Consider the following 21,469-nt stretch of genomic DNA (forward strand, 5'->3'; position numbering starts at 1 on the left):
AGCGTCAAATCGACGAAAAGTCGAAACGGTGTCCCGCATTGTCCCGCCGGGCCCGGCCCACCGGCCGGGCCCGGCGAGCCGCAGAACAGAAAGGGTGCGTGTCGTGACCACCGCCCAGACCCAGGAGCTCGACGTACAGCCGACGCCCCTCGCCCTGCTGCTCCTCGGCCGTGAGGCCGACCCCCGCAGCGAACGCGGGGTGGAGTGTCCCGGCGACCTGCCCTCGCCGTCCGACCCGGACCTGGTGGAGCGCGCCCGCAGGGCCAAGGAGAGGCTCGGGGACAAGGTCTTCGTGCTCGGCCACCACTACCAGCGCGACGAGGTCATCCAGTTCGCCGACGTCACGGGCGACTCCTTCAAGCTGGCCCGGGACGCGGCGGCGCGCCCCGAGGCCGAGTACATCGTGTTCTGCGGCGTGCACTTCATGGCGGAGTCCGCGGACATCCTGACCTCCGACGACCAGAAGGTGGTCCTGCCGGACCTGGCCGCCGGCTGCTCCATGGCCGACATGGCGACGGCCGAGCAGGTCGCCGAGTGCTGGGACGTGCTGACCGAGGCCGGCATAGCCGAGCAGGTCGTGCCGGTGTCGTACATGAACTCGTCCGCCGACATCAAGGCGTTCACGGGCAAGCACGGCGGCACGATCTGCACCTCCTCCAACGCCCGGCGGGCCCTGGAGTGGGCCTTCCGGCAGGGCGAGAAGGTCCTCTTCCTGCCCGACCAGCACCTGGGCCGCAACACCGCGGTGCGGGACATGGGCATGTCCCTGGAGGACTGCGTCGTCTACAACCCGCACAAGCCGAACGGCGGGCTGACGGCGGACGAGCTGCGCGCCGCGAAGATGATCCTGTGGCGCGGCCACTGCTCGGTGCACGGCCGCTTCAACCTCGACTCGGTCAACGACGTGCGCGAGCGGATCCCGGGCGTGAACGTCCTGGTCCACCCCGAGTGCCGCCACGAGGTCGTCGCCGCCGCCGACTACGTCGGCTCGACCGAGTACATCATCAAGACCCTGGAGGCCGCCCCGGCCGGCTCCAAGTGGGCCATCGGCACGGAGCTGAACCTGGTCCGCCGCCTGGCGAACCGTTTCGCGCCCGAGGGCAAGGAGATCGTGTTCCTGGACCGGACGGTGTGCTTCTGCTCCACCATGAACCGGATCGACCTGCCGCACCTGGTGTGGGCCCTGGAGTCCCTCGCCGACGGCAGGCTCGTCAACCGCATCGAGGTCGACAAGGAGACCGAGGCGTTCGCGAAGCTGGCGCTGGAGCGGATGCTGGCGCTGCCGTAACGATTCCCTCCACGACAAAGGCCCACCCGGGCACCTCGGTGCCGGGTGGGCCTCCTGCCGTCTCCGCCGGGGTCAGACCCGCGCCGGCCCGGGTTCCCCGGAAGCCGGCGCCGGCCGGGTCCCGTCGCCGCCCTTCTTCGCCGCCCGCTTCCGCGCCCGGCGCTCCTTGCGCAGCTCCACCATCGCGTACAGCGTCGGCACCAGCAGCAGCGTCAGCAGGGTCGACGTCACCAGGCCGCCGATCACGACCACCGCCAGCGGCTGGGCGATGAAGCCGCCCTCGCCGGTGATGCCCAGCGCCATCGGCAGCAGCGCGAAGATCGTCGCCAGGGCCGTCATCAGGATGGGGCGCAGGCGGTGGCGGCCGCCTTCGACGACCGCCTCCACGACGCCGTGGCCCTGCCTGCGGTACTGGTTGATCAGGTCGATCAGCACGATCGCGTTCGTCACCACGATGCCGATCAGCATCAGCATGCCGATCATCGCCGGGACGCCCATCGGCGTGCCGGTCGCGACCAGCAGGCCGATCGCGCCGGTCGCCGCGAACGGGATGGAGACCAGCAGGATCAGCGGCTGGACGAGGGAGCGGAAGGTGCCCACCAGCAGCATGAAGACGATCGCGACGGCCGCGAGCATCGCCAGGCCCAGGTTGGCGAACGCCTCGTCCTGGTCCTCGGAGACACCGCCGATGGACGCGGTGGCGCCGTCGGGAAGCTTCAGTGCGTTGATCTTCGACTGGAGCTGGGCGCTGACCGCGCCGGTGTTGTCACCGGTGGGCTTCGCGGTGATGGTGGCGGCGCGCTGGCCGTCGATGCGGGTCATGGAGACCGGTCCGTCGACCACCTGGACCGTCGCGATGTCACCGAGCTTCACGGAGGCGCCCAGACGCAGGTCCTTGAGCTGCTTCAGGGTCTGCGCGGGCTTCGCCGAGCGGATGACGACATCGCGCTCGGTGTCGTCCAGGACCGCCTTGGCCACCGGGGTGCCGCGGACGGCCTGGGCGACGACGGCCCCGAGGGCCTGGTCGTCGAAACCGGCCGCTGCCGCCTTGCCGTTGGCCTTCACGGAGATGCGCGGGACGCTCTGCGACAGGTCGCTGGTGACGTCCGTGACGTCGTCGAGTGAGGCGACCGCCTTGCGGACCTCCTCGGACGCCGTGCGCAGGACGCCGGCGTCGGCGGCCTTCACGACCACGCTGAGGTCCTGGGCGCCGAAACCGTCACCGGCGGAGATGGTGGTGGTGCCGATGCCCTTGAGGCCGGCCAGACCCTTCTCGAGGTCGTCCTGGACGTCCTCGGCCGACGCGGAGTCGTCCAGCATCACCTGGTACGAGGCCTGGTTGGTGTCCGTGCCGCCGCCGAAGGCGGCCATGAACCCGGACGAGCCGACCGTGACCTGGTAGTCCTTCACGCCCTTGGTGCCGGCGAGCAGCCGCTCGACCTTCTTCGCCTGGGCGTCGGTGGCCGTCAGGCTGGTGCCGGGCTTCAGCTCCTGCTTGACGGTGAGGACCTCGACCTCGCCCTGGTCGAAGAAGTTCGTCTTCAGCAGCGGCGCCATGCCGAACGTGCCGATCAGGACGACGACCGCGATGGCCACGCTGGTGAGGCGGCGGCGGGTCGCGAAGCGCAGCACCGGGACGTAGAGGCGCTGCAGGCGGCTCCTGGCCTCCTTCTCCTCGGCCAGCCGGCGGGCCTCCTCGGCGTCCTCGGGGGTGCCCTTCGGGGCGCGCAGGAACCAGTACGACAGGACCGGGACGACCGTCAGTGAGACCAGCAGGGACGCCAGCAGCGCGGCCGTCACCGTCAGGCTGAAGGAGCCGAACAGCTCGCCCACCATGCCGCCGACCAGGCCGATCGGCAAGAACACCGCGACGGTGGTGAGCGTCGAGGACGTCACCGCGCCCGCGACCTCGCGGACGGCGTTGAGGATGGCCGAATGACGCTCCTCGCCGTAGCCGAGGTGCCGCTTGATGTTCTCCAGGACCACGATCGAGTCGTCGACGACCCGGCCGACGGCGATGGTCAGGGCGCCCAGCGTGAGGACGTTGAGCGACAGGTCGCGCGTCCACAGCACGATCAGCGCGAGGACCACGGACAGCGGGATGGACACCGCCGTCACGAGGGTGGAGCGGATCGAGGCGAGGAAGACCAGGATCACCAGGACCGCGAAGAGCAGACCGAGCGCGCCCTCGGTGGTCAGGCCCTCGATGGACTTCGACACGGCCGGGCCCTGGTCGCTGACGACCGTGAGGGTCGCGCCGGAGCCGAGCTCCTTGCGCAGCTCGGGCAGCCTGTCCTGGACGGCCTCGGAGATGGCGACCGCGCTGCCGTCGCGGTCCATCGTCACGGCGACGGCGAGGCTGGGCCTGCCGTCGGTACGGGTGATGGAGTCGGCCGGGGCCGGCTGCTGTTTCACCGTGGCGACGTCGCCGAGGCGCACCGGCCTGCCCTCGCCCGGCTCGCCCCTGACCATCAGGTCGCGGATCTGCTCGACGGAGGTGAAGCCGCCGCCGACCTGGACGGTGCGGTTGGCGCCGTCCTCGTCGAAGGAACCCGCCGGGACGGTCGCGCCGCCCGCCTTCAGGGCCTCGCCGAGGGACTGCGCGGTCAGACCGGCCCTGGCCAGCTTCGCGTCGTCGGGCGTGACGGTGACCTGGAGGTCCCGTACGCCGTCGACGGTGACCTGGCCGACGCCCTCGATCTCCTTCAGGTCCGGCACGACCATGCGGTCGATCTGGTCGGCCAGGGCCTGCTGGTCCCGGTCGGAGGTGACGGCGAGGACGACGGTCGGGATGTCGTCGGTGGAACCGGCGACGACCTGCGGGTCGACGTCGTCGGGGAGCTGGACGCGGGCCCGGTTGACGGCCTGCTGGACGTCGGCGACGAGCTGCTTGGTGTCGTTGCCGTAGTCGAAGGACGCCATGATCAGGGCGTTGCCCTCACTGGCCGTGGAGGTGACGCCGGTGATGCCGTCGACCGCCTCCAGGCTGTCCTCGATGGGTTCGACGACCTGCTTCTCGACCACGTCCGGGGACGCGCCCTGGTACGGCGCCAGCACGGACACCATGGGCAGTTCGATGCTGGGCAGCAGCTGCTGTTTGAGCTGGGGTATCGCGATCGCCCCGAAGACGAGCGCGATGATCGACATCAGCCCGATCAGGGTCCGTTGCGCGAGGCTGAATCTGGACAGCCAGGACATGGGTCAGGGGTCTCTCTTCTGTGAGCGGCAGAAGTGCACGAGTCGGGGCGCGCAGCACATGTGAGCGCCCGCCCCTACACCCTGAGCCATGGGAAGCCGCCGATCCGTAGCCCCGAGGTCCATTTCCTTATCCGGCGCATACTCCCGGCGCAGTACGTCCGGACGGGGCTCACTCCACCCTCGGGCGGACCAGGCCGGACTCGTAGGCGATGACCACGAGCTGGGCCCGGTCCCGGGCGCCCAGTTTGGCCATGGCCCGGTTGACGTGCGTCTTCACCGTCAGCGGACTGACCTCCAGCCGCTCGGCTATCTCGTCGTTGGAGTGCCCGCCGGCGACCTGCACCAGCACCTCGCGCTCCCGCACGGTGAGGGAGCCCAGCCGTTCGGAGCGGGCGGGGTCGGGGGCGTCGGCGGCGGTGCCCTCCTGGGCGAGGAAGCGGGCGATCAGGCCCTTGGTGGCCGCCGGCGACAGCAGCGCCTCTCCCCCGGCGGCGATGCGGATCGCGTTGAGCAGTTCCTCCGGTTCGGAGCCCTTGCCGAGGAAGCCGGAGGCGCCGGCGCGCAGCGACTGCACGACGTAGTCGTCGACCTCGAACGTCGTCAGGATGACCACGCGGACGTGGGCCAGGTCCGGGTCGGCGCTGATCATGCGGGTGGCCGCGAACCCGTCGGTGCCCGGCATGCGGATGTCCATCAGCACCACGTCCGCGCGCTGCTCCTTGGCGAGCCGCACCGCCTGCGCGCCGTCGGACGCCTCGCCCACCACCTCCATGTCGGGCTCGGAGTCGACGAGCACGCGAAAGGCGCTGCGCAGCAGCGCCTGGTCGTCGGCGAGCAGCACACGGATCGTCATGCGGGGTCCTCCGAGGCCGGTGGGCGGGTCCGGACCGGCAGGATCGCATGGACGCGGAAACCGCCTCCGTAGCGGGGACCGGTGGTCAGGGTGCCGCGCAGGGCGGTGACCCGCTCGCGCATGCCGAGCAGCCCGTGGCCGCCGCCGGAGGCGGGATCGTGGTCCTCCCCGCCGCCGTCGTCGAGCACGGTGATCTCCAGGTTCGGACCCACGCGCACGACGCTGATCTCCGCCTTGGCCCTCGGGCCGGCGTGCTTCTGCACATTGGTCAGGGCTTCCTGGATGACGCGGTAGGCGGCCAGGCCGACGGCGGCGGGCAGGGTGGTGCCCTGGTCGGCGCGGGCGACCTCGACGTGCAGGCCGGCGCTGCGGAAGGTGCCGGCGAGCTCGTCGAGGCGGTCCAGGCCGGGGGCGGGCTCGGTCGGGGCCTCCGGGTCGCCGGACTGGCGCAGCAGGCCGACGGTGGCGCGCAGCTCGTTGAGCGCGGAGCGGCTGGCCTCGCGGACGTGGGCGAGGGCCTCCTTGGCCTGGTCGGGGCGCTTGTCCATGACGTGGGCGGCGACCCCGGCCTGGACGTTGACGAGCGCGATGTGGTGGGCGACGACGTCGTGCAGGTCGCGGGCGATGCGCAGGCGTTCCTCGGCGACGCGGCGGCGGGCCTCCTCCTCGCGGGTGCGCTCCGCCCGCTCGGCGCGTTCCCGGATGGCCTGGACGACGGCGCGGCGGCTGCGCACGGCGTCGCCGGCGGTGGCTCCGATGCCGGTCCAGGCCAGGATCGCGAGGTTCTCCTGGGCGTACCAGGGCAGGGGCCCGGCCAGCATGGCGGAGCCGGTCAGGACGGTCATGGTGAGCAGGCCGAAGCGCCAGGTGGTGGGGCGGTCGGTGGTGGAGGCGACGGTGTACAGGGCGATGACGGCCGACATGGCCACCGGTGCGCGGGGGTCGCCGGTGACGGCCTCCACGACGGAGACGGTGCCGGTGAGGGCCAGGACGGTCCGGGGGGCGCGGCGGCGGAAGACCAGGGCGGCGGCACCGAGGGCGATGAGAAGCAGGCTGAACGGGCCGGGGACGCGCAGGCCCCAGGTGACGCCGTCGGGGCCGTGCGGGTCCATGAAGGAGCCGGCCACCATGCACACCAGGACACCTGCCGCCAGGGCCGCGTCCACGGCCAGGGGGTGCGCCTTGGCCTGGCATCGGGCCCGCTGGAGGGTGCTCACGGGGTTTTACGGTAGCCGTGCCGGACACCCCTGCGTACGCCGTCGGCCAAGCCGGGCCGCGCGGCCCGGCGCCACGGGGCGCCGCCCGCGGGGCGCGCGACGGACCCGGGCCCCTGCCGGCGGAGCGCGGCCGGGACGGCCGGCCCGGTCAGCCCGGGATCAGGCCGTCGTCGTTCAGGAGGGCCCGGACCTCGTCCAGGGTCGCCTCCGCCGTCGGGAGGATCAGCTCCGACGGCTCCAGGGAGTCGTCGGGTACCGGTTCGCCCAGTTCGCGCACCTTGGACAGCAGGGCCCGCAGGGTGCGGCGGAAGCCGGGGCCGTCGCCGTTCTCCATCTCGGCCAGGAGCTCCTCGTCCAGCCTGTTCAGCTCGGCGAGGTGGCGGTCGGCCAGTACCACCTGTCCCTCCCCCATGATCCGTACGATCATGTCGCCCTCCTCGGCGCGGACCCCGGTCCTCGCCCGGTGGTCACTGCTTGTCGAAGCGCGGGGTGTCCTGCGGCTGCTGCTGGGGCTGCGCCTGGGACTGGCTCGTGCCCCCTTCGATGGCCTGCTGCCCGGCGGAGGTGCCGCCGGCCAGTTCGGCCTTCATCCGCTGCAGCTCCAGCTCCACGTCCGTACCACCGGAGAGGCGGTCCAGCTCGGCCTGGATGTCGTCCTTGTGCATGCCGGAGGGGTCGTCCAGGGCCCCGGAGGCGAGCAGCTCGTCGATCGCGCCGGCCCGGGCCTGGAGCTGGGCGGTCTTGTCCTCGGCGCGCTGGATGGCCAGGCCCACGTCGCCCATCTCCTCGGAGATGCCGGAGAAGGCCTCGCCGATCCGGGTCTGCGCCTGGGCCGCCGTGTACGTCGCCTTGATCGTCTCCTTCTTCGTGCGGAAGGCGTCGACCTTGGCCTGGAGCCGCTGGGCCGCGAGGGTGAGCTTCTCCTCCTCGCCCTGGAGCGTCGCGTGCTGGGTCTCCAGGTCCGTCACCTGCTGCTGGAGGGCGGCGCGGCGGGAGAGCGCCTCGCGGGCCAGGTCCTCCCGGCCGAGCGCGAGCGCCTTGCGGCCCTGGTCCTCCAGCTTCGAGGACTGCTGCTGCAGCTGGTTCAGCTGGAGCTCCAGGCGCTTGCGCGAGGTGGCCACGTCCGCGACGCCGCGGCGGACCTTCTGGAGCAGTTCGAGCTGCTTCTGGTACGAGTAATCGAGGGTTTCGCGCGGGTCCTCGGCCCGGTCAAGGGCCTTGTTCGCCTTCGCGCGGAAGATCATCCCCATACGCTTCATGACACCGCTCATGGGCTTCGCGCGCCCCCTTCTGACGTCCAGCTCCAGCTCTGCGACAGAACCCACAGTACGGGCCCTGCTTCCATTACCGCACTGTTCGGGGACGGATGCGCTCATCCCCAAGGACGACTGTGCGTGCTCCCGCTCCGGCGTGAGGAGTAGGTGGTTCCCGGGGGCGGCCGCAGCCGCACCCGAGGACGCCCCGAAGGAACGGGAGCCGTACACGACGTCCCCTCTGTCCCCTTACAGACGACCGGTGTTGCCGGATCGTTCCCCGTCGGGCTGGGGTCCATGCCCGTCAAGCCCTTACCCTTGGCTTTTGTGTTCCGTAGCCGTGCCAAGGAAGAGAAGGCACCGGCCGCCGACAAGGCGCCGCTGACCGACTCCAAGCAGCCCCGTCATCCGGAGGCCCCCAAGGGCCGTCCCACGCCCAAGCGCAGCCAGGCCCAGTCGCAGCGCCGCAGCGTCGCCAGCACGTCGATGTCGCGCAAGGAGGCCGCCAGGCGCAACCGCGAGGAGCGCCGTGCCGCGCTGGAGCGCCAGCGCCAGGCGCTGGCGAGCGGCGACGAGCGGTACCTGCCGGCCCGTGACAAGGGCCCGGTCCGCCGCTTCGCGCGCGACTTCGTCGACTCGCGGTTCAACATCGCGGAGTTCTTCCTGCCGATGGCCGTGGTCATCCTGGTGCTGAGCATGGTGCGGGTGCCCGCGCTGCAGAACATCGCGCTGCTGCTGTGGCTGGTCGTGATCGTGCTGATCGTGCTCGACTCGTTCGTCACCGGCTTCCGCCTGAAGAAGCGGCTCGCCGAGCGCTTCCCGGACGACAACCGGCGCGGCGCGGTCGCCTACGCGCTGATGCGCTCGCTGCAGATGCGCCGGCTCCGGCTGCCCAAGCCGCAGGTCAAGCGCGGAGAGCGGCCCTGAGCACGACGCCGTCCACCGGGGGCGCGGCGGATGCCTGGCTGGGCGAGGCGGGGGATCTGCGCGACGTCGTACGGCAGGAGCTGGTGGCCCGGCAGCTGGACGAGCAGATAGTGGGGCGGTTCCCGGTCGGACGGCGTCTGCGGGTGCTCGACGTGGGGATGGGCCGGGGCACGCAGGCGCTGCGGCTGGCCCGCCAGGGGCACGAGGTGACCGGGCTGGAGCGCGATCCGAGGATGATCGACGCGGTCCGTGCGGAACTCGCCGGTGAGCCGGAGGGCATCCGGGAGCGGATGCGGATCATCGAGGGCGACGGCCGGGACACCGGTGTGCACTTCCCGCCCGGCAGCTTCGACGTGGTGCTCTGCCACGGCGTGCTCCTGTACGTCGAGGAGCCGGACCCGCTGCTGGCGGGGCTGGCGCGGGTGCTCGCGCACGGCGGGCTGCTGTCGCTGCTGGTGCGCAACGGCGACGCGCTCGCCATGCGGCCCGGCCTGGCCGGCGACTGGGCCGCGGCGCTGGCGGCCTTAGACACCACCGCCCGCCTGCCCCGTCCGCGCACGGAACCGGACGACGAGGCCCCCGTCCGCCCGGGCCCCGGCGGGCGGGCCGACCGGCTGGACGCGCTGACGGCGACCCTCGCGGGGATCGGGGCGCCGCTGCACGCCTGGTACGGCGTGCGCGTCTTCACCGACACGGCGGCGGACGGCGCCGGGATCCCGGCCGACGTGGAGACACTGCTCACGGCCGAGGAGAAGGCCGGACGGACGGACCCCTACCGCGGGGTGGCGGCGCTGCTGCACCTGTGCGGCGTGCGGGGCTGAGCCCGGCGCGGCGACGGAGGCGGGGGCCGACGGCCCCCGCCCGGTGGTTCACGCCTCGTCCGCGTGCAGGCTCATCGGCCCGTAGATCTCCGTGGCGTCCTCGTACAGCCGCACCTGGTCGGTGCCGCCCTCCTGCAGGGCCTTCCAGTGCTCGCCGATCCAGGACTCGGCGTCCCCCTGGGTGGGGAACTCCTCCGGCGGCACCGCGGGCTGGACCTCCGTCCCGTCGGTCTTCTCGAACCGCCACGTCCATGCCGCCATGTACGCCTCCCAGGTGTGTGGACACACTGCACAGCGGAAGCCGGATCACGGTCCGGCTCCTGCCCCGAAGCCTATGCGCTCCGCCGGGTGCGCAGGGATGGGATCGCCCGTGACCGGGCGCGGTGCGGGCCGTGCGGGGCCGGTCGCGCCCGCGCGGCAGAGCCGCACGGGCCACGGCCCGCGCCCCGGGGCGTCCCGGGCGCGCAGGACCGGCGGCGACCGGCGAAAATCGGGGCGTGGAACTGACTCTCCTCGGCACCGGTGCCGCCGCGGGACTCCCCCGCCCCGACTGTCCCTGCGCGGCCTGCTCCGCCGCGATCGGCTCGCACGCGCGGGCGGCGACCGCGCTGCTCGTGGACGGGGCGCTGCTGCTCGACCTGACGCCGGGCGCGGCGTTCGCGGCGGCGCGCGCGGGCCACTCCCTGAGCGGCGTGCGGCAGGTGCTGCTGTCGCACCCGCACCAGGGACCGGCGATCGAGGTGCCGGCCGGGGTGCCGCAGCCCGGCCGGGTGCCGGACGGGCGGGAGCTGGCGCTGCTGACGGGGCATCGGGTGCGGGCGGTGGCGCTGGACGCGCCGGGCACGGGGTACGCGGTGACCGGCCCGGACGGGCAGCGGCTGCTGTATCTGCCGCCGGGCGGGGCGCCGGCGGGGCTGGAGGAGCCCGCCGAGACGTACGACATGGTCCTCGCGGACGTCGTGGGGCGGCCGGACGCGCTGGCGAAGCTGCGGGCGGTGGGCGCGGCGGGACCGACGACGGACGTCGTCGCCGTGCACCTCGACCACGACGTGCCGCCGGGCCCGGAGCTCGTGCGGCGGCTCGCGGCGGCCGGGGCGCGGGCCGTGCCGGACGGCACGACGCTGGTGGTGGGCGCGTACGAGGACGTGCCCGACGTGCCGCGGCGGACGCTGGTGCTGGGCGGGGCCCGGTCGGGCAAGTCGGTGGAGGCCGAGCGGCGGCTGGAGTCCTTCCCGGACGTGCTGTACGTGGCGACGGGCGGGTCGCGGGGCGGGGACGGCGAGTGGGCGGCGCGGGTCCGCGCGCACCGGGAGCGGCGGCCGGGGTCCTGGCGGACCGTCGAGACGTGCGATCTGGTGCCGCTGCTGAAGGAGGACGGGCCGCCGCTGCTCGTCGACTGCCTGTCGCTGTGGCTGACGGACGCGATGGACCTGGCCGGGGCGTGGGACGACGCGGAGTGGGCGGACGGCGGCGAGCGGACGCTCAGGGCGCGGGTGCGGGAGCTGACGGAGGCGGTGCGCGCGGCGCGGCGGACCGTGGTGGCCGTGTCCAACGAGGTGGGTTCGGGCATCGTGCCGGCCACCGCGTCCGGGCGGCGGTACCGGGACGAACTGGGGCGCCTGAACGCGGCGTTCGCCGACGAGTGCGAGCAGGTGGTGCTGGTGGTGGCGGGGCAGGCGGTGGTGTTGCGGGGGTGACGCCGGGGCCCGCCCGAAGGGTCCCTGGGGCCTGTCGTCGAACTCCCGTCGTCCGCCCGGAGGGCGGTCCCCGCGGCGTCGGGTGCGTGCTCCCGGCGTGCCGGGCGCGGGCCCTCGTGCTGGATGTACCCGGGTCCGTGCCCGGTGCGGCGAGAGCGCGTGCAGGGCGTGGCGGGGCGGGCGGGAGTTCGACGGCAGGCCCTAGGCCGGCGGCTTGCGGGCGATGATCCGGTAGGTGTTCGCGAGCCGGGTGCGGCGCGCCAGGGGCGCGAGGGCGGCGTCCGTCGCCGCCGCCACCGCCACCAGGGGGCCGCCCGCGTACAACAGGACCGTGCGCAGGTGCTGTTGGAGCGGGGTGGGCGGAACGGCGCGCCACGGCGTGTCCGGGGCGGGCAGGGCGTGCGAGAGGGCCAGGGCGGTCGCGCCGGCCAGGTCCTGGGGGACGTGGGCGGCGCGGTGCTCGGCGGTGACGATCGCGCAGCCCCGCTCGCGCAGTTCGGCACGGAGGTTGCGCATCGGCATCAGGTGCAGGTGGCGGGGCTGGTCGTAGGGCAGCCACCACCGGCGCAGCAGCGCGGCGAACGCGCTCCCGGGGTCCAGGGCCTCGATGAGGAGGTGGCCGCCGGGGCGCAGCACGTCGAGGGCGGCGGCCAGTTCCGCGCGCGGGTCCGTGCTGCGTTCCAGGTGGTGGAACATGCTGACCACGTCGTAACGGGCGCGCAGCCGGGCCGTGATGCGGGGATCCGCCAGCCGGCCGACGTACGCCTCCTCGACGCGGCCGGCGGTGCGGGCCCGTTCCACGCGCAGGGTGGGGTCCAGGCCGTCGAAGGAGGTGTACGGGAAGACCTCCCGGGCCGTCGCCGGGAAGCGGCCGTGGCCCGTGCCCACGTCCAGCCAGCTCTCCGGCTCCCCGAACCGCAGCATCGCGCGGGCCGCGGAGCGCCGGCGGCGCCGGCTGCCGCGCAGGGCGAGGACGTGTTCGGTGGCGTGGTCGAGGGGTTCGCCGCGGGCGGTGCGGCGGTACAGGGACAGGCCCTCGGCCGTCAGGCGGGGGTTTTGGAAGGTGTGGCCGCAGTCCCGGCAGGCGTCGACGGTGAACAGGCCCGGTTTGTGGCGCCGCAGGTCGCCGCTGCGCAGCCGGGTGCGCAGCCGTGCCGAGCCGCACCAGGGGCAGTCCGCGCGGTGCGGCTCGTGGACGCGGGTGGTCGCCTGCGGGGCGGGGCCGGGGACGGACGGTGCGGGCATGGGCGGCTCCCAGGCAGAGGATGTACGGCAATCCGCGCCAAAACGGTACGTAGAGGATGGCCGTCTCCGGCGCAAGGAGGGCGGGACGGCGTGGTGGCCGCGGACCGGGGCGGATGCGCCGGACGGGCGGCGACGGACCTGCGTCCCCGTCGGCCGGTGCCGGTACTGTTCGGCGAATGAGCTCGCTTAATCTCGACGACTTCACCGATCTGATCGAGCGTCCGGACGGCGGGGTGCGCCGCGACGCCGAGGCGCGCCGGGAGCGCCAGATCGTGCCGCCCGGATCGCTGGGCCGCCTCGACGACCTGGGTGAGTGGCTGGCCGCGGCGCAGTCCGCCGTGCCGGTGCGGCCGGTCGAGCGGCCGCGGGTGGTGCTGTTCGCCGGTGACCACGCGATCGCCGAGCTGGGCGTCTCGGCACGGCCGGCGGGCGGCGCCGGGGAGTTGGTGCGGGAGGTCCTGGAGGGCGGCCGTCCCGTGTCGGTGCTGGCCCGGCGGCTGGGCGTGCCGGTGCGGGTGGTCGACATGGCGCTGGACTGCGATCCGGCCACGCTTCCGGAGGACGTCGTACGGCACCGGGTGCGGCGCGGCAGCGGGCGCATCGACGTGGAGGACGCGCTGACCCTCGAGGAGGCCGAGGCGGCCTTCCGGGCCGGGGTCGCGGTGGCCGACGAGGAGGCCGACTCCGGTACCGATCTGGTGGTGCTCGGCGATGTGAGCGTCGGCGGGACCACGGCGGCGGGCGTGCTGGTCGCGGCGCTGTGCGGGACGGACGCGTCCGTCGTCACCGGGCGGGGCGGGCTGGCGATCGACGACCTGGCGTGGATGCGCAAGTGCGCCGCGATCCGGGACGCGCTGCGGCGGGCCCGGCCCGTGCTCGGGGACCAGTTGCGGTTGCTGGCGACGGTGGGCGGGGCCGACCTCACGGCGATGACGGGCTTCCTGCTGCAGAGCGCGGTGCGGAAGATGCCGGTCGTGCTGGACGGGGTCGTCACGGCCGCGTGCGCGCTGGTGGGGCAGCGGATCGCGTTCCGGGCGCCGGACTGGTGGCTGGCCGCGCACGACAGCGGTGAGCCGGGGCAGGCCAAGGCGCTGGACCGGATGGCGCTGGAGCCGCTGCTCACCCAGGGCGTGACCGTGGGCGAGGGCACCGGCGGCCTGCTGGCGCTTCCCCTGGTGCAGGCCGCGGCGGCACTGGCGGCGGAACTGCCCGAGAAGCCCGAGGAAGCCGAGGAGTCACAGGAGGCGCAGGAGGCGCAGGAGGCGCAGGAAGCCGGGAGCGCCGGGAGGGGCTGACCCGCCCGAAAGGGCCGGTCAGCGGTGTTCGAGGGAGCGGGCGCGTTCCGGGTCGGGCTTGCCGCCGATCCAGTCCTGGAAGGCGCGCCGGGGGCCGGACCAGCGGCGGTCGTGCCGGTAGGCGCGCAGGGTCGCCCGGGCCCGGGCGCGGTGGCGGCGGCGGTAGAAGCGCCTGGCCCAGGGCGAGCCGGGGCGGGCCAGGCGCAGGGCGCCGATCAGCCCGACGACGGGGACGATCACGCCGAAGATCGCGACGCGGGTCTTGCCCTTGCTCAGGGCGATGAGCGAGAGGAGGAAGTTCACCAGGGTGTTCCCGATGACCCCGGCGCGGCTCTGCTCCTCGTCCTGGGTGAGGTCGTCGACGCCGAAGGGCGAGAAGCCGATCAGGAGCAGGCCGACGAGGGCGGCGGTGAGCACGACGACCTCGACGCTCTGGCGGCCGGCCTCGCTCCAGTACACGTCGTCCAGGTGCAGGATCAGCGCGAACTCGTCCAGGACGAGGCCGGTGCCCGTGCCGAACAGGACCGCGCTCGCCCCCGCGCCGAACCCGTGGCTGGAGCTGGCCACCGCGCCGAAGCCGCCGACGACCGTGAGGACGATGCCGGGCACGACGTGGTGGATGTGCACACCGCCCGACTCGACGTTGCCGAAGGGCCCCTTGCCCGCCCGGATGAGCCGGGTGACGAGGCGGGTGACCAGGAAGGTCAGGACGAACGCGGCGAGGGCGAGGAGCAGCGGGAGCTTGCCCGGCTCGATGATGTTCCGCTGCCACCAATCTCCCATATGTGCACTTTATCCGGAGGGGCTGCGGGCGCTCTCGTGACCTCCGGGTAACCTGCGCCGGTGGTTCCACCTTCGCCGGCCTCGCCCCTCGACGGTCTCCGTTTCGCCTTCGGCACCCTCACCGTGCTCCCGGTCCGGGTGACCCGCTGGGACCGGACCGCCGCGCGCGGCGGCATGCTCTGCGCCCCGCTGGCCGGACTGGCGGTGGGCGCCGCCGCCGCGGCGGCCGGGCTGGTGCTGCTGTTCCTCGGAGCCGGCCCGCTGCTCGCCGCCGTCGCCACCGCCGCCGTCCCCGCCGTCCTCACCCGGGGTCTGCACCTCGACGGCCTCGCGGACACCGCCGACGGGCTCGGCAGCGCGAAGCCCGCCGAGGACGCGCTGCGGATCATGAAACAGTCGGACATCGGGCCGTTCGGCGTGCTCACCCTCGTCCTCGTGCTGCTCGCGCAGGTCGCCGCGCTCGCGCAGGCGTACGGCGGCTCCTGGGCGCGGGGGGCGCTCGCGGCCGTCGCCGCGGCGACGACGGCCCGGCTGGCGCTCACCCTGGCCGCGCGCACCGGGGTGCCGGCCGCCCGGCCGGAGGGGCTGGGCGCGGCGGTCGCGGGCGTGGTGCCGGTGCGCGGCGCGCTGGCCGCCGCGGTCGCCGTCGTCGTGGCGGCCGCGGCCGGGGGCGCGCTGCTCGGGGCGCGCGACGCCGTCCGTACGGTGCTCGCGGTGCTCGTCGCCCTGGCCGCCGCCGAACTCCTGCTGCGCCACTGCACCCGCCGCTTCGGCGGGGTCACCGGTGACGTGTTCGGCGGGCTCGCGGAGACCGCGGCCACGGCGGTGCTGGTCTTGTGCTGCCTGCCGTAGTCCGGGCCGGCGTGCGTTGCCGGGAAGCCTCCGCCCACGGCCCCCGCCCGCCCGCGACTCGTCCCTCGGTCCGGGAACGAGGGGGCTTCATGAGCCACGGGAGACACCCATGAGCCGCCGATGAGCCGCCGGAGACGCCGTACCGCGACCGGTTCACGGAAACGGCGAGGCGCCGGGACCGGAGCCCTCCGGCCGGGAGGGGCCGGCGCGCGGTGACCGAAGCGTTCCCCTCCCGCCCGGCGCAGGACGCCCCGTCCGCCCGGAGGCGGTCCCGTTCGTCCGGGAGGCAGTCCGTTGTCCGGGAGGCGGCCCCGTCCGGGAGGCGGTCTCCCGGACCGGCCGCGCCCCCCGCCGCGACCGACCGGGAGGCCGCGCGAAGCGGTGAGCGGGGCGCTCACCGGAACCCGGCGGCTGTGACCCACCTCACCGGGTGCGAGGATCGGGAAGGGGTCACGACGCCGCCGCCGGGTATGCGCTCGCAGGAGTGAGCGAACGCTCATACGCGCGTAGGCTCGTCCCGGGTGGTCGCCGCACCGGGAAGACCCCACCGGGACCACGCCCTCGGACCGGACGCGCCCGGGTCCGGGGTCCTTCGTTCGGATCGGGCCGGATCGGGGAGCGGGGCCGGTGCCGTGCGTCGCAAGGCGGAGGAGGGCGCCATGGCAAAGCCCTGGCGACCGACGCCGACGCGGCGAGGCGCGGTGCCGGACCCCGCGAGCCCGGCACGATCCGAACGAGAGGCCCTAGGGTCGGCTGTCGGGCCCGGTCGCCCACACCGTCCGACCACAGCAACCACACAATCGGAAGCGAGATTTCACCACCGTGACTGCTCTCACTCTCAGCACCGCCGCGGCGCCCGGCCTGCGGGCCGACGCGATCGTGATCGGTGTCGCCAAGGGCTCCGGCCCCAAGTCCGGGGGCCCGGTCGTCGCGCCGGGCGCCGAGGCCGTGGACAAGGCGTACGACGGCAGGCTGGCCGGCGTCCTGGAGACCCTCGGCGCCTCCGGTGCCGAGGGCGAGGTGACGAAGCTGCCGGCGCCGTCCGGCTTCAAGGCCCCGCTCGTGGTGGCGGTCGGCCTGGGCGCGCAGCCCGAGAAGGACACCGCGTACGACGGCGAGGCGCTGCGCAAGGCCGCCGGTACGGCCGCCCGCGCCCTCGCCGGGACGAAGAAGGCCGCCTTCGCCCTGCCGGTGGCGGACGCCGCCGACGCCGGCGCGATCGGTGAGGGCGTGCTGCTCGGCGCCTACTCCTTCGACGCCTACAAGAACGGCGGCAAGGACCCGAAGGCGAAGAACGGCAAGGCGCCCCTCGCCGAGGCCGTGCTGCTCGGCGGCAAGCCCCGGGACAAGGCGTACAAGGCGGCGATCGAGCGGGCCACCGCCGTCGCCGAGGAACTCAACCGCGCCCGCGACCTGGTCAACACCCCGCCCAACGACCTCGACCCGCAGGCGTTCGCCGCGATCGCGCAGGCCGCCGCCAAGGAGCACGGCATCAAGGTGCAGGTGCTCGACGAGAAGGCGCTCACCAAGGGCGGCTACGGCGGCATCCTCGGCGTCGGCTCCGGCTCCGCCTCGGCCCCGCGCCTGGTGAAGCTGTCGTACACGCACTCCAAGGCGAAGAAGCACCTGGCCTTCGTCGGCAAGGGCATCACCTACGACTCGGGCGGCATCTCGCTGAAGCCGGCCGGGCACAACGAGACGATGAAGTGCGACATGAGCGGTGCCGCCGCCGTGTTCGCCGCGGTGGTCGCCGCCGCCCGTCTCGGCCTGGAGGTCAACGTCACCGGCTGGCTCGCGCTGGCCGAGAACATGCCGTCGGGCTCCGCCGTCCGCCCCGGTGACGTGCTGCGCATGTACAGCGGCAAGACGGTGGAGGTCCTCAACACCGACGCCGAGGGCCGCCTGGTGCTGGCCGACGCCCTGTGGGCCGCCTCCGAGGAGAAGCCGGACGCGATCGTGGACGTCGCGACGCTGACCGGCGCGATGGTGCTGGCGCTGGGCAGCCGGACGTTCGGGATCATGGGCAACGACGACGCCTTCCGCACGGCGGTGCACGAGGCCGCCGAGGAGGTCGGGGAGCCGGCCTGGCCGATGCCGCTGCCGGAGCACCTGCGCAAGGGGATGGACTCGCCCACGGCCGACATCGCGAACATGGGCGAGCGCATGGGCGGCGGACTGGTCGCCGGGCTGTTCCTGCGCGAGTTCGTCGGCGAGGGGATCACCTGGGCGCACCTGGACATCGCCGGGCCGGCCTTCAACGAGGGCGGACCGTTCGGATACACCCCCAAGGGCGGTACGGGCACGGCGGTGCGGACGCTGGTGCGGCTGGCCGAGCTGACGGCCGCCGGCGACCTGGGCTGAGGCCGGCCGTGGTGGGAGGGCCCCGCGTGCGGGCAGGGCGGGGCCCCTCACCGTCGGGCGCCGAACGTGGGACGTCTCACACACCGGCCCCGCGTCTCCCCCGGTGCCGACAAGTGCGAAGATGGGGCTCGGCAGGACAGGGCCCCCACCGAAGGGCCGAAAGCAAAGAGCGGCCGGACACCAGCCGCCGACCGGTCACTGGAGACCGGCGTGGCGCACATGCATGGAGGACGTGACGTGGCGAACGACGCCAGCACCGTTTTCGACCTAGTGATCCTCGGCGGTGGCAGCGGTGGGTACGCCGCGGCCCTGCGCGGGGCGCAGCTGGGCCTGGACGTCGCCCTGATCGAGAAGGACAAGGTCGGCGGCACCTGCCTGCACCGGGGTTGCATCCCCACCAAGGCCCTGCTGCACGCGGGCGAGATCGCCGACCAGGCCCGCGAGAGCGAGCAGTTCGGCGTCAAGGCCAGCTTCGAGGGCATCGACATGCCCGCCGTCCACAAGTACAAGGACGACGTGGTCGCGGGCCTGTACAAGGGCCTGCAGGGTCTGATCGCCTCCCGCAAGGTGACCTACATCGAGGGCGAGGGCCGGCTGTCCTCGGCGACCTCGGTGGACGTCAACGGCCAGCGCGTCCAGGGCCGCCACATCCTGCTCGCGACCGGCTCCGTGCCGAAGTCGCTGCCGGGCCTGGAGATCGACGGCAACCGGATCATCTCCTCGGACCACGCCCTCGTCCTGGACCGCGTGCCCAAGTCCGCGATCATCCTCGGCGGCGGTGTCATCGGCTCCGAGTTCGCCTCCGCGTGGAAGTCCTTCGGCACCGACGTCACGATCATCGAGGGCCTGAAGCACCTCGTCCCGGCCGAGGACGAGAACTCCTCGAAGCTGCTGGAGCGCGCCTTCCGCAAGCGCGGCATCAAGTTCAACCTGGGCACCTTCTTCCAGAAGGCCGAGTACACCCAGGACGGTGTCAAGGTCACCCTCGCCGACGGCAAGGAGTTCGAGGCCGAGCTCCTCCTCGTCGCCGTCGGCCGCGGCCCGGTCTCGCAGGGCCTGGGCTACGAGGAGGCCGGGGTCGCCATGGACCGCGGCTACGTCCTCGTCGACGAGTACATGCGGACGAACGTCCCGACCATCTCCGCCGTCGGTGACCTGGTGCCGACGCTCCAGCTCGCGCACGTCGGCTTCGCCGAGGGCATCCTGGTGGCGGAGCGGCTGGCCGGGCTGAAGGTCGTCCCGATCGACTACGACGGTGTCCCGCGGGTCACCTACAGCCACCCGGAGGTCGCCTCCGTCGGTCTCACCGAGGCCAAGGCCAAGGAGATCTACGGCGCGGACAAGGTCGTCGCTCTGAAGTACAACCTGGCGGGCAACGGCAGGAGCAAGATCCTCAAGACCGCGGGCGAGATCAAGCTCGTCCAGGTCAAGGACGGTGCCGTGGTCGGCGTGCACATGGTCGGCGACCGCATCGGCGAGCAGGTCGGCGAGGCCCAGCTGATCTACAACTGGGAAGCGCTGCCTGCCGAGGTGGCCCAGCTCATCCACGCCCACCCGACGCAGAACGAGGCGCTCGGCGAGGCCCACCTGGCCCTGGCCGGCAAGCCCCTCCACGCGCACGACTGACCCTCGGTCACGAACGCGACGACACAGACTTCCGCTTCCCCTGGTTCTCGACTCCGCTCGAACCGGGGGAGACCCATCCGTTAGGAGCAACCGAAACCATGGCGGTTTCCGTAACCCTTCCGGCGCTCGGCGAGAGCGTCACCGAGGGCACTGTCACCCGCTGGCTGAAGGCCGAGGGCGAGCGCGTCGAGGCCGACGAGCCGCTGCTCGAGGTCTCCACCGACAAGGTCGACACCGAGATCCCCGCCCCGGCCTCCGGCGTGCTGGCCTCCATCAAGGTCGCCGAGGACGAGACGGTCGAGGTGGGCGCCGAGCTGGCCGTGATCGACGACGGCAGCGGCGCCCCCGCGGCCGAGCAGGCCCCCGCGGCCGAGCAGGCCCCGGCCGCCGAGCAGGCCCCCGCCGCCGAGCAGGTCGCCCCGCCGGCGCCCGAGCCGGCTCCGCAGGCCCAGCCGTCCACCGAGCAGGCCGCCCCCGCCCCGGCGCCGACCGCCGAGGCCGCCTCCGGCGGCGGCTCCGCCGAGGGCACGGACGTGGTCCTGCCCGCGCTCGGCGAGTCCGTCACCGAGGGCACCGTCACCCGCTGGCTGAAGTCGGTCGGCGACAGCGTCGAGGCCGACGAGCCGCTGCTGGAGGTCTCCACCGACAAGGTCGACACCGAGATCCCCGCCCCGGCCTCCGGCGTGCTCCTGGAGATCGTGGTCGGCGAGGACGAGACCGCCGAGGTCGGTGCCAAGCTCGCCGTCATCGGCGCCCCCGGTGCCGCCCCGGCGTCCGCCCCGGCCCAGCCCGAGGCCCCGGCTCAGCCCGAGGCTCCGGCCCAGCCCGAGCCCGCCCCGGCTCCGCAGCAGGCCGCCCCGGCTCCGCAGCAGCAGGCCGCCCCGGCCCCTTCCCCGGCCGCTCCGGCCCCGGCTCCGGCTCCGCAGGCGCCCAGCGCTCCCGCCCCGCAGCAGGCCGCCCCGGCTCCGGCGCCCGCCCCGGCGCCCGCCGCCGCCCCGGCCCCGCAGCAGGCCGCCCCGGCCGCCGCCAAGCCGGCCGACGACGGCGCCTACGTCACCCCGCTGGTGCGCAAGCTCGCCGCCGAGAACGGCGTCGACCTGTCCGCCGTCAAGGGCACCGGCGTCGGCGGCCGGATCCGCAAGCAGGACGTCCTGACCGCCGCCGAGGCCGCGAAGGCCGCCACCGCCGCCCCGGCCGCGGCCGTGCCGGCCGGGGGCCAGGCCGCCGCCAGGAAGGCCCCGGTCCTGGAGGCCTCCCCGCTGCGCGGCCAGACCGTCAAGATGCCGCGCATCCGCAAGGTCATCGGCGACAACATGGTCAAGGCCCTGCACGAGCAGGCCCAGCTGTCCTCGGTCGTCGAGGTCGACGTGACCCGCCTGATGAAGCTGCGCGCCCGGGCCAAGGACGCGTTCGCGGCCCGCGAGGGCGTCAAGCTCTCCCCGATGCCGTTCTTCGTCAAGGCCGCCGCGCAGGCGCTGAAGGCCCACCCGGTCATCAACGCGAAGATCAACGAGGCCGAGGGGACCATCACCTACTTCGACACCGAGAACATCGGTATCGCGGTGGACTCCGAGAAGGGCCTGATGACCCCGGTCATCAAGAACGCCGGCGACCTCAACATCGCCGGCATCGCCAAGGCCACGGCGGAGCTCGCGGGCAAGGTCCGCGGCAACAAGATCACCCCGGACGAGCTGTCCGGCGCGACCTTCACCATCAGCAACACCGGGTCGCGCGGCGCGCTCTTCGACACGATCATCGTGCCGCCGGGCCAGGTCGCGATCCTCGGCATCGGCGCCACCGTCAAGCGCCCGGCCGTCATCGAGACGGAGGAGGGCACGGTCATCGGCGTCCGCGACATGACGTACCTGACCCTGTCCTACGACCACCGCCTGGTGGACGGCGCCGACGCGGCCCGCTACCTGACGGCGGTCAAGGCGATCCTGGAGGCGGGCGAGTTCGAGGTCGAGCTCGGGCTGTAACGCCTGTCGCAGGTACGGCTGTACGGTGCCCCGTCCGGACCTTCCGGGCGGGGCACCGGCACGTGCGGGCGGCG

General features: G+C 73.7%; 17 protein-coding genes. 9 read left to right on the forward strand and 8 right to left on the reverse strand.

What is annotated here, in order from left to right; all coding sequences use genetic code 11:
* The first annotated feature begins 103 nt into the window (after positions 1-103).
* A complete protein-coding gene (gene nadA, locus AB0L29_RS06525; RefSeq protein ID WP_365823978.1) occupies positions 104-1,288 on the forward strand; it encodes a quinolinate synthase NadA in 1,185 nt (394 codons plus the stop codon).
* A 72-nt stretch (positions 1,289-1,360) separates the two neighbouring features.
* Here the strand turns inward: nadA and AB0L29_RS06530 are convergent, their stop codons facing one another.
* From AB0L29_RS06530 to AB0L29_RS06550, 5 genes are all read right to left on the reverse strand, one after another.
* The gene (locus AB0L29_RS06530) at positions 1,361-4,486 is read right to left on the reverse strand and encodes an efflux RND transporter permease subunit (RefSeq protein ID WP_365823980.1); all 3,126 of its coding nucleotides are present in this window, start codon (positions 4,484-4,486) and stop codon (positions 1,361-1,363) included.
* Between the two features lie 169 nt (positions 4,487-4,655).
* Positions 4,656-5,339, reverse strand: a complete 684-nt coding sequence (locus tag AB0L29_RS06535; protein ID WP_365823982.1) for a response regulator transcription factor — start codon at positions 5,337-5,339, stop codon at positions 4,656-4,658.
* Positions 5,336-6,556 carry a sensor histidine kinase gene (locus AB0L29_RS06540; protein WP_365823984.1) on the reverse strand — a complete coding sequence of 407 codons (1,221 nt, stop codon included), beginning with the start codon at positions 6,554-6,556 and terminating at the stop codon, positions 5,336-5,338. The genes AB0L29_RS06535 and AB0L29_RS06540 overlap by 4 nt, the downstream gene beginning before the upstream one ends.
* 148 nt (positions 6,557-6,704) lie before the next feature.
* Positions 6,705-6,983 carry a hypothetical protein gene (locus AB0L29_RS06545; protein ID WP_365823986.1) on the reverse strand — a complete coding sequence of 93 codons (279 nt, stop codon included), beginning with the start codon at positions 6,981-6,983 and terminating at the stop codon, positions 6,705-6,707.
* A 40-nt stretch (positions 6,984-7,023) separates the two neighbouring features.
* A complete protein-coding gene (locus AB0L29_RS06550) occupies positions 7,024-7,827 on the reverse strand; it encodes a PspA/IM30 family protein (protein ID WP_365824079.1) in 804 nt (267 codons plus the stop codon).
* A 279-nt stretch (positions 7,828-8,106) separates the two neighbouring features.
* On the opposite strand from AB0L29_RS06550, the gene AB0L29_RS06555 reads away from it, so the two are divergent.
* Positions 8,107-8,736: a DUF3043 domain-containing protein gene (locus AB0L29_RS06555; RefSeq protein ID WP_365823988.1), complete on the forward strand. Its 630-nt coding sequence runs from the start codon at positions 8,107-8,109 to the stop codon at positions 8,734-8,736.
* Positions 8,737-8,819: 83 nt separating this feature from the next.
* Positions 8,820-9,557: a class I SAM-dependent methyltransferase gene (locus AB0L29_RS06560; RefSeq protein ID WP_365823990.1), complete on the forward strand. Its 738-nt coding sequence runs from the start codon at positions 8,820-8,822 to the stop codon at positions 9,555-9,557.
* Positions 9,558-9,605: 48 nt separating this feature from the next.
* On the opposite strand, the gene AB0L29_RS06565 is transcribed toward AB0L29_RS06560, so the two are convergent.
* Positions 9,606-9,818 carry a hypothetical protein gene (locus AB0L29_RS06565; protein ID WP_365823992.1) on the reverse strand — a complete coding sequence of 71 codons (213 nt, stop codon included), beginning with the start codon at positions 9,816-9,818 and terminating at the stop codon, positions 9,606-9,608.
* 236 nt (positions 9,819-10,054) lie between these two features.
* Here AB0L29_RS06565 and AB0L29_RS06570 point away from each other — a divergent pair, with 236 nt between their 5' ends.
* Positions 10,055-11,254 carry a bifunctional adenosylcobinamide kinase/adenosylcobinamide-phosphate guanylyltransferase gene (locus AB0L29_RS06570; RefSeq protein ID WP_365823994.1) on the forward strand — a complete coding sequence of 400 codons (1,200 nt, stop codon included), beginning with the start codon at positions 10,055-10,057 and terminating at the stop codon, positions 11,252-11,254.
* Between the two features lie 201 nt (positions 11,255-11,455).
* On the opposite strand, the gene AB0L29_RS06575 is transcribed toward AB0L29_RS06570, so the two are convergent.
* Positions 11,456-12,499, reverse strand: coding sequence for a class I SAM-dependent methyltransferase (locus AB0L29_RS06575; RefSeq protein WP_365823996.1), 1,044 nt, complete (start codon positions 12,497-12,499; stop codon positions 11,456-11,458).
* 176 nt (positions 12,500-12,675) lie between these two features.
* On the opposite strand from AB0L29_RS06575, the gene cobT reads away from it, so the two are divergent.
* A complete protein-coding gene (gene cobT / locus AB0L29_RS06580; RefSeq protein WP_365823998.1) occupies positions 12,676-13,794 on the forward strand; it encodes a nicotinate-nucleotide--dimethylbenzimidazole phosphoribosyltransferase in 1,119 nt (372 codons plus the stop codon).
* Positions 13,795-13,812: 18 nt separating this feature from the next.
* Here the strand turns inward: cobT and AB0L29_RS06585 are convergent, their stop codons facing one another.
* Complete coding sequence (locus AB0L29_RS06585; RefSeq protein ID WP_365824000.1) at positions 13,813-14,577, reverse strand: hypothetical protein; 765 nt, start codon at positions 14,575-14,577, stop codon at positions 13,813-13,815.
* A 60-nt stretch (positions 14,578-14,637) separates the two neighbouring features.
* Between AB0L29_RS06585 and AB0L29_RS06590 the strand changes: the two genes are divergently transcribed.
* From AB0L29_RS06590 to sucB, 4 genes are all read left to right on the forward strand, one after another.
* A complete protein-coding gene (locus AB0L29_RS06590; protein WP_365824002.1) occupies positions 14,638-15,429 on the forward strand; it encodes an adenosylcobinamide-GDP ribazoletransferase in 792 nt (263 codons plus the stop codon).
* Between the two features lie 822 nt (positions 15,430-16,251).
* The gene (locus AB0L29_RS06595; protein WP_365824004.1) at positions 16,252-17,790 is read left to right on the forward strand and encodes a leucyl aminopeptidase; all 1,539 of its coding nucleotides are present in this window, start codon (positions 16,252-16,254) and stop codon (positions 17,788-17,790) included.
* A gap of 237 nt (positions 17,791-18,027) precedes the next feature.
* Positions 18,028-19,416 carry a dihydrolipoyl dehydrogenase gene (gene lpdA, locus AB0L29_RS06600; protein WP_365824006.1) on the forward strand — a complete coding sequence of 463 codons (1,389 nt, stop codon included), beginning with the start codon at positions 18,028-18,030 and terminating at the stop codon, positions 19,414-19,416.
* A gap of 98 nt (positions 19,417-19,514) precedes the next feature.
* Positions 19,515-21,395, forward strand: a complete 1,881-nt coding sequence (gene sucB / locus AB0L29_RS06605) for a 2-oxoglutarate dehydrogenase, E2 component, dihydrolipoamide succinyltransferase (protein ID WP_365824008.1) — start codon at positions 19,515-19,517, stop codon at positions 21,393-21,395.
* Positions 21,396-21,469 lie beyond the last annotated feature (74 nt).

The organism is Streptomyces sp. NPDC052701 (genome assembly GCF_040678355.1).
In the GTDB taxonomy this organism is placed as follows: domain Bacteria; phylum Actinomycetota; class Actinomycetes; order Streptomycetales; family Streptomycetaceae; genus Streptomyces.